Annotated in this window: 10 protein-coding genes; 1 reads left to right on the plus strand and 9 read right to left on the minus strand. The window is 73.4% G+C overall.

Annotated features, from left to right (window positions below):
• Window positions 1-51: 51 nt before the first annotated feature.
• From SMD20_RS47030 to SMD20_RS47050, 5 genes are read right to left on the minus strand one after another with little or no spacing between them, the layout of a single operon-like run.
• Window positions 52-909, minus strand: coding sequence for a response regulator transcription factor (locus SMD20_RS47030; RefSeq protein ID WP_329594275.1), 858 nt, complete (start codon window positions 907-909; stop codon window positions 52-54).
• Complete coding sequence (locus tag SMD20_RS47035) at window positions 906-2084, minus strand: hypothetical protein (protein ID WP_329594277.1); 1179 nt, start codon at window positions 2082-2084, stop codon at window positions 906-908. Before SMD20_RS47035 ends, SMD20_RS47030 begins: the two co-directional genes overlap by 4 nt.
• Window positions 2085-2132: 48 nt before the next feature.
• Window positions 2133-4490 (minus strand): CHAT domain-containing protein, encoded by a 2358-nt coding sequence (locus SMD20_RS47040; RefSeq protein ID WP_329594279.1) that lies wholly within the window; start codon window positions 4488-4490, stop codon window positions 2133-2135.
• Complete coding sequence (locus tag SMD20_RS47045; protein ID WP_329594281.1) at window positions 4487-5947, minus strand: CATRA conflict system CASPASE/TPR repeat-associated protein; 1461 nt, start codon at window positions 5945-5947, stop codon at window positions 4487-4489. Before SMD20_RS47045 ends, SMD20_RS47040 begins: the two co-directional genes overlap by 4 nt.
• Window positions 5934-6269 carry a CATRA system-associated protein gene (locus SMD20_RS47050; protein ID WP_329594283.1) on the minus strand — a complete coding sequence of 112 codons (336 nt, stop codon included), beginning with the start codon at window positions 6267-6269 and terminating at the stop codon, window positions 5934-5936. The genes SMD20_RS47045 and SMD20_RS47050 overlap by 14 nt, the downstream gene beginning before the upstream one ends.
• Window positions 6270-6519: 250 nt before the next feature.
• On the opposite strand from SMD20_RS47050, the gene fxsT reads away from it, so the two are divergent.
• Complete coding sequence (gene fxsT, locus SMD20_RS47055; RefSeq protein ID WP_329594285.1) at window positions 6520-9198, plus strand: FxSxx-COOH system tetratricopeptide repeat protein; 2679 nt, start codon at window positions 6520-6522, stop codon at window positions 9196-9198.
• Window positions 9199-9256: 58 nt separating this feature from the next.
• On the opposite strand, the gene SMD20_RS47060 is transcribed toward fxsT, so the two are convergent.
• From SMD20_RS47060 to SMD20_RS47075, 4 genes are read right to left on the minus strand one after another with little or no spacing between them, the layout of a single operon-like run.
• On the minus strand, window positions 9257-10042 hold the full coding sequence (locus SMD20_RS47060) for an ABC transporter ATP-binding protein (protein ID WP_329594288.1): 786 nt from the start codon (window positions 10040-10042) through the stop codon (window positions 9257-9259).
• On the minus strand, window positions 10039-11049 hold the full coding sequence (locus SMD20_RS47065) for a FecCD family ABC transporter permease (protein ID WP_329594290.1): 1011 nt from the start codon (window positions 11047-11049) through the stop codon (window positions 10039-10041). The genes SMD20_RS47060 and SMD20_RS47065 overlap by 4 nt, the downstream gene beginning before the upstream one ends.
• The gene (locus SMD20_RS47070; RefSeq protein WP_329594292.1) at window positions 11046-11807 is read right to left on the minus strand and encodes a class I SAM-dependent methyltransferase; all 762 of its coding nucleotides are present in this window, start codon (window positions 11805-11807) and stop codon (window positions 11046-11048) included. Before SMD20_RS47070 ends, SMD20_RS47065 begins: the two co-directional genes overlap by 4 nt.
• The gene (locus SMD20_RS47075; RefSeq protein ID WP_329594293.1) at window positions 11804-12784 is read right to left on the minus strand and encodes an ABC transporter substrate-binding protein; all 981 of its coding nucleotides are present in this window, start codon (window positions 12782-12784) and stop codon (window positions 11804-11806) included. Before SMD20_RS47075 ends, SMD20_RS47070 begins: the two co-directional genes overlap by 4 nt.
• Window positions 12785-12881: the final 97 nt, after the last annotated feature.

Below are 12881 nucleotides of genomic sequence, written 5' to 3' on the forward strand. Positions count from 1 at the left end.
GCGCACCAACCGGCGGGCGGCCCTCTGGGGGCTCGCCCCCACGGGCCCGGTTCAGTGCCGGTCGCGCAGCCGCAGCAGCGCCTCCCTGATGCGGTGCGGATGACGCAGGCGGCCCGTCACGAACTGGGCGAACAGCAGCCGCTGCTCGGTGGTGGCGCTGGTGATGCCGACCCGGGTCAGCGCGTTGGTGATGTGGTTCTCGATCGTCTTCTCCGACAGCCCGAACTCGCCGGCGATCTCCTTGCGGGTGTGGCCGTCGGCGTACCTGGCGAGGATCTTCAACTGCTGGTCGGTGAGCTGCCCGGCCCAGTCGAGGTGGGGTTCGAAGTCGAGGACGGTCAGGACGTCCAGGCCCTTGCGGCGGCACTCCTCGCGCATGCCGATGACATTGGCGACGAACCTGTCGGCGGACATGCCGACGCGGTCGAGCACGATCGGGATGGAGTTGCCGTGCAGGATCTCCTCCAGCAGCCGCGCCTGCTCGTCGGTGAACCTGATAGCGCCGCTGCGGCCGGCGTCGATCAGCGCGTTGGCCAGGTTCGGCTCCAGGAACGGCTGCCCGCGGTGCGTGTGCATCAGCGCGTCGCACATGCCCATCGGGTGCACGCCCTTGTACAGCACGCTGTGCGCGCCCAGCGCCCACGCGCCGACCTTCGTCTGCCAGTCGTCGCGCATGGTGACGACGACCACCCTGAACTGGCGCAGCAGCCGCAGCACGTCCGCGCGGGCGCTGCCGGTCATGAGGTCGAGCAGGCAGACGTCGAAGATCGCCCGCGAGCGCAGCAGGGAGGTCGCGCCGCGCTCCTCGGCCACCACGACGAAGCGGGGATCGGCCTCCAGGTGCCTGACCAGGCCCTCGCGTACCAGGAGGTGGTCCTCGACCACCGCCACCCGGATCGGATCGCTCATGCCCGCTCCTGTCGCTCGTGCACGCCGACTTCGAGGATCACGATCGCGCCGTGCCCCGGCGAGGAGATCCGCAGGTCCCCGCCGAGCTCGCGCAGGCGCGTACGGTGCCTGGCCAGGCTGTTCAGCTTCGCGTCCGGCGGGAACCCGGGGCCCTGGTCGCTGACGGAGACGCGGATCAGGCCGTCCTCCGCGTCGGCGCGGACGAAGGCCCGCTCGACGCGGGCGCGCGTCGCCACGTTGAGCAGGACGGCCCGCAGGGCGGCCTCGACGGCGTCCGACACCTCCTGCGGCACCGCGCCGGCGCGTTCTCGGAAGGCCTGCGACAGCAGCGGCTCGGCCACCAGGCCCAGCTCCGCGACCTCGGAGACCTCCCGGTGCACGGTCTCCACCAGGCCCAGCCGCTCGGCCGGGCGTCCCGTGTCGATGAACGCCCGCAACCGCGCGTAGTCCTTGACCAGCAGCGTGCGCAGCCGTTCGAACTCGCCGGGCCGCCCGCACTCGTGCTCGGCGACCCGCTGGACGGTGTGGCTCCAGTGATTGTGCAGTTCGTCGGACAGCTCGCGGTGATGGCGCTCCTCGGCCGCGCGCCGGCTGAGATCCGACAGGTCGGCCGCCGACCGGCGCAGGAACCCGGCGCCCCGCTCGATCAGCACGGCCAGCGCCACGAACCCGCTCAGCGCGATGATCGTCTCCGGCAGCAGCACCTTGCCGGGATCGCCCAGGGCGACCAGGTAGGCCACGGAGATGCCCGCCGTGCCGGCCGACAGCACCGGCAGGCTCTTCGACAGGCCGGCCCCGCTGATCTGCCCCGTGGTCCAGATCACCAGCGGCGCGAGCACGCTCGTGCGATCCCCGGCCGGCGCGGCGAACGCCGCCAGCGAGAGCATCACCACGCCGGTGCCCACCTGCATGATGCCGGTCCACGCGCCGCCGTACTCGCGCAGGTGGATCAGCCGCGCCGCCAGCGCGGCCGTCTCCGCCGCCGCCAGGACCACGATGGCGACGCCCACCCAGGAGGGTCGCAGGGCGTCCATCATGTACGGCGCCGCGCCCACCCACTGCACGACGTGCAGCGCCCGGTACAGCAGCAGGATCTTGGCCAGCTGCCATTCCATCCGCCGGCCGGCGAACCGGTACTTCTCGGCGAGCTGGTCATGGGTGATCGAGCGTCTCACCCGCCCGGTACGCCCCGCACGGCGGAACCCCGTCCCTTTCACGGGCGTTCAGGGCAGTCCGTGCAGGACGAAGGACCCCCAGATCGCGGGGTCCGGATAGGCCTCGCGCCCCCGCAGGAGCGCGGCCCTGAACGCGTCCGCGGCGGATCCGCCGCGCCGCAGTTCCTCGTGCAGCACGGCGGCGATCCTGGCGGCCGGCACGGCGGGCACCTCCCGGCTCATCGCGACGACGCGCTCGGCGCCGCCGACGAAGAAGGCGCGCACCAGGCCGCGTACGCCCTCCGGGGTGTGCAGGCCGGAGGCGGAGTGGCAGGACGCCAGCACGACGAGGCCGGCCCGGAGGGCTTCGGCGGCGATCATGTCCGAGGTGAGCCGGCCGTCGTCGTCCGCCGACGGGGTGAGCGCGATGATGCCGGGCGGCCGGTCCAGCCGGAGGTGCGCGTCGAGGAAGGCGTGGGCGTAGACGTGGACCAGATCCGCGCCGCGCAGGCGGTCCCGTACGGCGTCGATCGTGCAGGCCGCGCCCGTGAGCGGCTCGACCCCGTACAGCGCGGCGATCGGCTCGGTCTCCCGCGCGTCGAGCGCCGTCGCGTCCTCGAAGCCGCCGTCGGGGTGCGGCAGCTTCGCGTCCTCGGGAGCGCTGACGATCAGCGGCGCCCTGACCGGGCCGCGCAGGGGGTCGGCGGCGAGCAGTTCCAGGAGGTGGACCGACTGCGCGTAGGTCACCGGATGGCGCTCGATGAGCTGCACCCCCTCCTCCAGGGTGAACGCCGCGAAGGGCAGCTCCCACAGGATCCAGTCCGGCACCACGACGACGGGCCGGTCCGCGGCGAGCAGGTCCTTGAACGGGCGCAGCAGCACCGGCCCGAGGTCGGGGATGTCGCGGCTGTCGGGAACGTTCCCGCCGGTCTCCAGCAGCGCCGTGAAGACGTCGGCGGGGACGCGTTCGTGCGCGCGCCGGCCGTCGGGGCCGATCGCCCAGGCATGGATCTCCCGTAAGTGGTGCAGCGTGGCCAGGGGGTCGACGCCGATCGCCGTTCTCATGAAGTCGAAGTGGGCCTGGTAGTAGAGCAGCGAGACGTTCAGCCGCCGGGCCAGCCCGCCGATCCTGTCGAGGTCGGGGGGCTCGGCGGGCACGCTCTGGCGTTCCGTTCGCGCCGCCCGCACCTGCGCGGCCAGCGGCCCGAACCGGCCGCGTTCGGCGACGCGCAGGGCCTCGTACGGCTCTCCGGCCGCCAGGTGCAGCTCCTGCAGCGCCTGGGAGAGGGGATACACGATCTTGCCGTGCAGTCCGGCCAGGCCGGGTTCGTCCGGGGCGCGCTCGATGAACGTGCTCCACAGCGACTCGCACTCGGGCGCGTAGCTCTTCGCCCGCTCCGGCCGCCCCGTGTCGAGGTTCAGGCGGACGAGGTTCATCAGCGCGACGGCGACGCCCCGGACGTCGCCCACCTCGCGTTTGAGCTCCAGGCTCTCGGCCAGGTGGCCTTCCGCCCGGTCGAAGTCGCCTTCCGCCATCTGCACCAGGGCGCGCAGGTTGAGCGCCAGGGCACGCCCCCGCCGGTCCGACGGGTGCGCCTGAGCGAGCCAGCGATCGAGATAGCCGATGGCGTCGGCGTGCCGCGCGGCGCAGCGGGCCGTCTCGGCGGCGACGAGGAGCCCCTGCCGGTGCAGCACCGGGATTCCCTCCGACATGCGCAGCGCCGTGCCGATCGCGGCGGCGGCCTCGTCGTGCCGGCCCAGCAGGGCGAGCGCGTGCCCGAGATTGCCGAACACCTCGGCGGTGTGGCCGGGCGGCCCGCCGGGCAGCCGTCCGAGATGTTCCTCGGCGCACCGCCCCCACTCCACGGCGCGGTGCGTCTGCCCGAGGGCCAGGCTGACCTGGATCAGCTGCGCGGCGGTGAGCGCGGCGTCCTCCTCCCGCCCGGCCTGCGCGCACTGGCGGTAGGCGTGCTCCAGCACCTCGGAGGACGCGTCCAGCAGGCCCGCCTGCCGCGTCGCCTCTCCCAGGATGGACAGCGCGGACCACCGGGTCGTCGGGGCGGGGGGCTCCCGATCGCCGAGCAGCGCCAGGGCGCGCCTGACGTCCTCCGCGCCTTCGGCCGGGCGGCCGCCGATGACGCTCGTCTCGCCGTACTGGATCAGGGCGGATGCGAGCAGCAGGTCGTCACCGGCCTGCTCGGCGAGCGCGATCCGGCGGCGCGCGTACTCGGCCGCCCTCGGGGCGTGCCCGAGGCCGGTGTAGAGGGCCGCCAGGTGGAGCAGCGCCAGGTCGAGCTCCCGCGCGTCGCTCGACCGTTCGGCGGCCAGCACCGCGAGGTGCGCGTTGACCAGGGCGGCGCGGAGGTGCTGGCGCTCCAGCGCCGCGACCGCGCGGACGCGCAGGCGGCGCGAGATGAAGCCCATCATGGTGTGCCTTCCTTCCTGCGCCGCTCGTCACGGGCGCGGAGCAGCGTCACCGTGACGTGCGGCGCGAGCAGGGCGACCACCGCCCCGGCGATCGCGGCCGGCACCGTCTGCAGGGGAGGCGGCGGGGCAAGGCCCCGCCCGAGCGAGAGCACCGACCAGGCGAGCCAGGCGAGCGCCCCGCCGAACAGGGCGCAGGAGATCCGGCCGAAGGCGTCCGGCGCGGTGAGCTCGCCCGCCCGTTCGGTGATCGCGGGCAGCGCGAGGGCCAGTGCGGCGAGCGCCGCGACGAGCGGCGCGTCCAGGCGGCGTGGCAGCGGCACCTGGTACTCCAGCGCCTGGACGACGGCGAGCGCCATGAGCAGGGAGCCCAGGAACGAGGTCTGCAGGATGGTCAGGCGGCGCGCCCGTTCCGCGAGGCGTTCGGTGATCACGACGCGGGCGCTCCGGGCGACGTCCGCCGCGCTGTCGCGGGTGGCCCGCAGGTAGCCGATGTCCGCCTCCAGCTGCTGCCGCAGGACGGCGGTCAGCAGGCGGTCACGTTCGAGGAGCGGACGTCCTGCGGGCAGGGCGTCGGCCATCTGACCGGCCGCGATGCGTACGCTGACCCGCATCTGGCGCAGGTCGCGGAGGGCGGCGACGAGCCCGGCGGTGCTGTTGACGGCCAGGGCGAGGTGCGTCTGCCCCGCCGACAGCGCCGCCATGCCGACCCGCTGCCGTCCGGTGGCGTCGAGCAGCCTGACGAGGTGGTCCGTGGCGCCGTCCACGGTGCGGCTCGCCCGGCGGAACCAGGACGACCCGCGCAGCACCCAGGACGCGTGCCGTGCCTTGGCGGCGGCGAGCAGGTAGCGGGCGAACGGCCGCAGCGTGACCCGCTCGGGAACCGGCCACAGCCAGGCGTACATGACCCGCTCGCGGTCCGCGCGGGTCAGCACGGCCAGGCGCCGGGTGGACGGACGGCCGGCGTTCGGCGTCTCCTCCAGCTCCCAGACCGCGATGTCGTCGTCGAACGGGTGCGCGGGATCGTCCCACAGCGCCTGCTCGCCGGGAAAGCCGCGGCGGGCGGCGCCCGCCCCGATCCGGTCGCACACGCCCAGGTAGACGCGGACCGTGCCGAGCGTGCCGGTGGCATTCCGGGGCCACTGCTCGTCGAGCTCGGTCCACGGCCGCCCTCCGACCGGGGAGAGCAGCGCCATCAGCCCGACCACGTCGTGTTCCCGGTAGAGGACGGCCTGGTAGACCCCGGGCCGCTTGATCTCGCCGGTGGCCAGCACGGTGAAGTCCTCGCCCGCCGCGAGCGCGGCGGGGACCTCCGCCGGCGTGCCGGTGACGAGCTCGGCCACCTCGCCCAGCTCCGCGAAGGCCGCCCACAGCCGCTCGGCCGGCGCTCTCCACGCGGTGCCGCTCGCCCCCACGGCGCAGTACGCGTGGATGACGAGCGCCTGCTCAGTGATCGTCATCAGGCGGCCTCCGGTCCTCTCCGGCGACGAACGCCCCGATGCGCTCGATGGTCTGGTTGACCACCAGAGGGACCGCCTGACTGTCGGCCGAGCCGTCCACCGCCGCATCGTGCCTGACCCGCGGCCCTCCGAGAGTGGGCCCCGCCATCTCGACCCGGCTGAGCGCGAGCCGCGCGCCCCGCACATCGCCACGGGCCAGAGCCGCTTCCAGCAGCCCCAGCTGGGCCGCGACCTCCTCCCAGCCCTCCGGCGAGAGGTGCCAGGCGCTCACCCGCGTCATCAGGTCATCGGTGTCGGCAAGGGTTTCCTCGAATGTCGGCACGGGGAGAGTCCTCCACTCGCCTCGGGTCGCGCGCGTCGCCGATGGACCTCGGCAATGAACCCATACACACCGAGTCGTCCGTCGTTACGCCGCACACGCCGTCTCCACACTTTCCGGAGACTGACCGTACGGCCGGGGTGCAGCGGCCGGCGAGACGGCCGTTCGGCCGTCGGCACGAGGAGTGGTGATCGCAGATAACGCGTTCGTCACTTCGGGCCCGCTCGTCCTGGTTCGGCAGCACTCTGGAGGCATGTCGACAGCGGACGACACCTCCCCCCACGGCGAGGAAGCGCGGCGTGCTCAGCTGCGGGCACGGGCCTCCGGCCAGGGCCAGGTGTATCAGTCCGCCAGGGATCAGACCATCCACCACCACTATCCGTCCGCGCCGGCCCCCGGCCAGATCGTCGAGGGCGACATTCCGCAACGCCCGCCCGGCTTCCAGCCGCGGGAGTCGCTGCTGCGGCAGCTCGCCGAACTGCTCGGCGACCCCGCCGCGGACGGCGGCGAAGAGGATGCGGGCGGCGGGGCGGCGGTGATCTGCGCGGTAGCCGGTACGCCCGGGGTGGGCAAGACCATGCTGGCCGCCTCCTACGCCTGGGCCTGCCAGGCCGCGCGCTGGCCGGTGGTGGCCTGGATCGCCGCCGAGACCACCGACCAGATCCTGACCGGCCTGGCCGCCCTGGCCGAGCGGCTGGGCGTACGCCGCCCCGACGAGGACGCCGCCGCGGCCGCCCGCCGCGCCAAGGCCTGGCTGGCCGCCACCACCCGGCCGGCGCTGCTGGTCTTCGACAACGCCACCGACGTGAACGCCCTGCGCGCCTGGTGCCCGGCCACCGGAGCCACCCGCGTGGTCATCACCACCCGCAACCGCGCCTTCGCCCGCGCGTACGCGCCGCTTGAGGTGGAGGTGTTCACCGCCGAGCAAGCCGAGGCATTCCTGCAGCGGCGTACCCGCCTGACCGACCCCGGCGGAGCCGCCGCGCTCGCCCACGAGCTGGGACATCTGCCGCTGGCACTGGCGCAGGCCGCCACGGTGATCGTCCGTCTGCGCCTGGACCATGCCGGCTACCTGGAGCTGCTGCGCGGCTTCCCCGTCGGCGACCATCTGACCGCGCAGGACGGCGACGCCTACCCGGCCGGGGCCGCCGAGGCCATCCTGCTGTCGGTCACCCAGGCGGAGTCCGCGCTTCCCTTCGCCCATGAGCTGCTGTCGATTCTCGCCGTGCTGTCGCCCTCCGGCGTCCCGCTGCCGGTGCTGTCCGCCCTGAGCGACGCGGGTCCCGAGGCCGGCAGCGCGCCGGTACGCCTGCGGGAAATGCTCGCCGACCTGGCCGACACCTCGCTCATCACCTTCAGCGAGGACGGGACCACGGTCCTGATGCACCGCCTCATCCAGCGCGTCCTGTGCGACCGCGCCGCTCGCCAAGGCGACCTCGGCACCGTACGGGACCAGGCCGTCGCGCTGCTCCAGGACTACACCGACACGCTGCCGGACGGCGCCCGCACCTGGGCGGCCCGCGCCGCGGTCGAGATGGTCATCGACCAGAGCGACGCCCTCTACCGGCGAGTCCCCGCCGACGAGCTCCCCGAGGAGCTTCTGGTGCTCCGGATCTGGTGTGGCAAGTCCCTGCACGACCTGGCCGAGCTCGCCCGCGCCGTACAGTTGCTCGAGGCCACCTTCGCCGACTGTGAGCGGGTGCTCGGCCGCGACCACCCCCATACCCTGGCGTGCTGTACCCACCTCGCCCACGCCTACTATGCGGCACAGGACCTGGGGCGGGCCATTCCTTTGTACGAGGCGACGCTGGGCGGCTGTGAGCAGGTGCTGGGCGCCGACCACCACTACACCCTGATCAGCCGTAGCAACCTGGCCGGCGCCTACCACGCGGCGGGGGACTGGCGGCGGGCCCTCGCGCAGCTCGAGGCCACCCTCCCCGATCTGGAACGGGTGCTCGGCCGGAACCATCCCGACACTCTGTTCGCCCGCCACAACCTCGCCGTCGGTTACCAGGAGGCGGGGGACCTGAGCCAGGCCGTCCGACTGTTCGAGGCCGCCCTCGCCGGCCGCGAACAAGAGCTCGGTTCTGATCACCCCTCGACCCTGGCCTCCCGCACCAGCCTGGCCGGCGCTTATCAGGCGACGGGGGCCCTGAAGCGGGCCATCCGACTGTTCGAGGCCACTGCCGGCGACTATGAGCGGGTGCTCGGCCCCGACCACCCCGACACCCTCACCTGCAACACCCACCTGGCCAACGCCTACCAGGAGGCGGGGAACCTGGACCAGGCCATCGCACTGTTCGAGCGGACGCTGGACGAACGCGAGCGCGTGCTCGGTCCTGTTCACCCCTCGACCCTGGTCTCCCGCGTCTACCTCGGCAGCGCCTACCATGCGGCGGGAGACCTGGATCGGGCCGTCCACCTGCTCGAGGCCACTGCCAGCGACTATGAGCGAGTGCTGGGCAACGACCATCCCGACACCCTGACCTGCCGCAGCACCCTCGCCATCGCCCTGAGGTCAGCGGGTGAACTGAAGCGGGCCATCCTGTTGCTCAAAGCCGGCGTCAGCGACGCCGAGCGGGTGCTGGGCCACGACCATCCCTCCACCCTGACCTCCCGCATCTACCTGGCCGACGCCTACCGGAAGGTGGGGAACCTGGGCCGGGCCATCCCGCTGTACGAGGCCACACTCGCAGACCGCGAACGCGTCCTCGGCCCCGACCACCCCGACACCCTGGCCTCCCGCGTCTACCTCGCCAACGCCTACCATGCGGCGGGGGACCTGATCCGGGCCATCGCCCTGTGCACGGCCACCCTCGAGGCTTGTGATCGCGTGCTGGGGAGTGATCATCCCACTACCCGTGTCGTCAGTGCGAATCTGGCCATTCTCACCTCCGAGGCTGCTCGTCGAAGGGCTCGCCGGCAGAGGTAGCCACCCGGGCTCACGAAGGCGAGCTGGTGACCATGGCCGTACGGCAGGAGGACGTCGTTCAGTCGCGGGCGGCGGACCCGGCCCGGCTGAGGAACCGCAGGCTCGGACGGCCGGCGGCGGAGCGGGTGATCTCCGCTCGTACGCGGTAGACCCGCTCCACCGTCTTCTCCGTGAGGACCTGTCCCGGAGGTCCGGCCGCGACGAGCCGCCCCTCGTGCAGCAGCAGGAGATGGTCGCAGTACTGGGCGGCGAGGTTGAGGTCGTGCAGGGCGGTGACGACGGTGACCGGGGTCGCGGCGAGCAGGTCCAGCAGGGCGAGCTGGTGGGCGATGTCGAGGTGGTTGGTGGGTTCGTCCAGCAGCAGTTCCGTGGGTTCCTGGGCGAGGGCGCGGGCGATGTTCACCCGCTGGCGTTCGCCGCCGGAGAGCGTGGACCAGCGGCGGTGTTCCAGATCGGCGACGCCGCACCGGCGCAGGGCGCGGCGGGCGTGTCCGAGGTCGTCCTCGCCGGTCGGGGCCGCCAGGCGGCGGTGGTGGGGGATGCGTCCGAGCAGCGCCACGTCGAGGACGGTCAGCTCCGCGTCGGTGCTGACCTCCTGGGCGACCACGGCCAGGCGGCGGGCGACGTCGCGCCGGGGGAGGCGGTCCAGGTCGTGGCCGTCGAGCAGGACCGTGCCGCCGCGCGGCCGCAGCAGCCCGGCGAGCAGCCGCAGGAAGGTGGACTTGCCGGAGCCGTTCGGGCCGAGCAGCCCGGTCAGGCCGCCCGGGGTGAACTCGACGGTGATCCCGTCGACGATCGGCCGGCCCTGGGCCGTCCACCTGACGTCGTGGGCGTGCAGGCTCACGCCGGTGTCTCCTTTCTCCGCCGCATGACGAGCGCGAAGGCGGGCACGCCGATCAGCGCCGTCAGCACGCCGACGGGGATCTCACGGGGGGCGAAGGCGGTGCGGGCGACGGTGTCGGCGGCCAGCAGGAACACGCCGCCGTACAGGGCGCAGGCGGGCAGCAGCACGTGGTGCCGGCCACCGGTCAGAGCACGTACGGCGTGCGGGACGATCAGCCCGACGAAGCCGATCGCGCCGCTCGCCGCGACCAGCACCGCCGTGGTGAGCGCGGTGACCGTGAACAGGATCAGCTCCGTCCTGGCCGGGGCGATGCCCAGCGACGCGGCGGCCTCGCGGCCGAAGGCGAACGCGTCCAGCGCGGACGAGGCCGCCCAGCAGGCCGTCATGCCCGCCGCCGCGACCACGGCGCACAGGGCCACGCTCGCCCAGCTCGCCGAGGCCAGCGAGCCCAGCAGCCAGAAGGTGACCCCGCGGGTGCTCTGCGCGTCCGCCGCCCAGATCACGGTCAGGCTGGTGAGGGCGCTGAAAAGCTGTGAGACCACGACCCCGGCCAGCACGACGCGGACCGTGCTGCCGAACCGCCGGCCGATCATGGCCAGCACGCAGCAGAAGGCGAGCGCGCTGCCGCCGAAGGCGCCCGCCGACAGCGCCGCGGCGCCGGTGCCCAGGCCCAGGACCAGTACGGCCACCGCCCCCGTCGAGGCGCCCGAGGAGATGCCCATCAGGTACGGGTCCGCCAGCGGATTGCGGGTCAGCGCCTGCAGTACGGCCCCGCACACCGACAGGCCGGCTCCCACCAACACCGCCAGCAGGACCCGCGGCAGCCGCAGCTCCCAGATGATGCCGTCGTCCAGCGGCGCGAGCGGCCGCACCGGCAGGCCGGCATGGGCCGCGACCGTCCGCAGCACGTCGGCGGGGGACAGCCCGGCCGCCCCCACCACGGAGGCGGCCGCGATCGACAGCAGGAGGAGCAGCAGGCCGGCGCTGATCGCGGATGCCGTCCTCATCGCCTGGCGAAGACGACGTAGTCGTCGAGGTACTGCCAGACGGTGCCCACCTCGGTGAAGCCGGCCGTGCGCAGGGCGGCGAGGTGGAAGGGCAGCGGGGCGATCGGCTGGGGCGGGCGATCGGCGAAACGCCGCTCGCGTTCGGGGACCCGCTCGGCGAGGTCGGGCAGCTGCCCGGCCAGCGTCCACCAGGCGTCCCAGGTGGGGGTCCCGGCGTTGAACGCGGCTTTTTGCACCTGCTCGTCGTGGCGGGCCGAGAGCTCGGCGAGCGTGGGGTGCCCAGGGCCGAAGCGCAGGTGGTCGGCGTTGAGCAGGACCGCGCCGGGCGGCAGGATCGCGGCCAGTTCGGTGTAGACGCCGAGCAGCTGGGACGGGGACAGCCAGTGCAGCGCGGTCGAGGTCAGTACGGCGTCGAAGCGCCGGTCGGCGAAGCGCCGGCTCCAACCGGGCTCCGCCAGGTCGGCGTCGACGACGGTGACGCGCTCGCCGTACTCGCTGAGCACGGTCTCGGCGAGCCGGGCCAGCACGGGGTCGTGGTCGGTGGCGACGACGCGGGAGCCGGGCACGCGGGCCAGCACCCGGTCAGCGATCGAGCCCGGCCCGCAGGCCAGGTCCAGCACGGTCGGCTCGGCGGGGGAGTGCAGGCGCAGGACGTCCAGCATGACCTCGAAGCGGTTCTCGCGGTGGGCGACGTACGCGCTCTGCTGCTCCTCCCAGCGGGCCAGCAGGTCGCGCGGGGTCAGGACGGGGGCGGTCATGAGTTCTCCTTGTTGTACAGGCGGGTCAGTCCTCGGCCGACCTGCTCGACGGCGGTGACGGCACGGATGGACGGGTCCACGGAGGAGCCCGGGACGACGATGAAGCGGTCGTTCCTGACGGCGGTGAGCCTGGAGGCGACGGGGTCGTCGCGGAGGAAGCGCTTCTTGGCCTCGGCGCTGTCGCCGTCGCCGCCTCGGGTCAGGTCGGCCAGCACGATGACGTCGGGGTCGCGGGCGGCGATCTCCTCCCAGTTGCCCTCCGGCCACTGCTGCCGGACGTCGGCGAACGCGTTGCGCGCCCCCAGCAGCCGGGTGATCGTGCCGGGCAGGCCGGTGTCACCGGCGATGGCGGGGGTCTTGGTGCCGGAGTAGTACCACATGAGGTCGGCGTCGAGGTTCGCCGGCGCCGCGCGCTCGGCCGCCTCCAGCCGGCGGCGCAGGTCGGCGACCACGGATCGGCCCCGTTCCGGCACGCCGAAGACGGTGGCGATGTCGTCGATCTCCTTGAAGATCGCCTCGAACTCGGCGGTGGCGGGGATGAGCGCCCGGTCCTCGCAGTCGTTGGACGACAGGTAGGCGGGGACGCCCAGCTTCGCGAGCTCCTGGCGTGACCCGGCGGCCTCGGGGGCGAAGGCCGAGGCGCGCATGGAGTAGACGAAGTCGGGCTTGCCGGCCAGCAGCGCCTCGCGGCCCGGGTACTGCTCGGCCAGCACGGGCACCTTGGCGTAGGACTGCGCCAGTTCGGGCAGCACGGGGTCGGTCTGGTAAGCCGTGCCGGCCATGTGGTCGGCCAGCCCCAGGGTCAGCATGATCTCTGCCGCGTTCTGTTCCATGGCCACCGCCTGCCGTGGCGGGGCCTGGATCGTCAGGGGGAGCCCGCAACTCGTCACCCGGGTCGCCGGGGAAGCGGAGGCGGTGGTCGCCGTACCGCTGCCGCTGCCGCAGGCGGCGGCCAGGGTCAGCACAGCGGCCGCCACACCCCAACGAATGGGAATGGTTTTCATGTTCGCTGACCCTAGCATTACCGGCGTGATCTCCGGGATAATCTGCCGGTGGCAGGTGGAACCCGGTGCC

It is taken from the genome of Nonomuraea sp. LP-02, assembly GCF_036289125.1.
Classification (GTDB): domain Bacteria; phylum Actinomycetota; class Actinomycetes; order Streptosporangiales; family Streptosporangiaceae; genus Nonomuraea; species Nonomuraea bangladeshensis.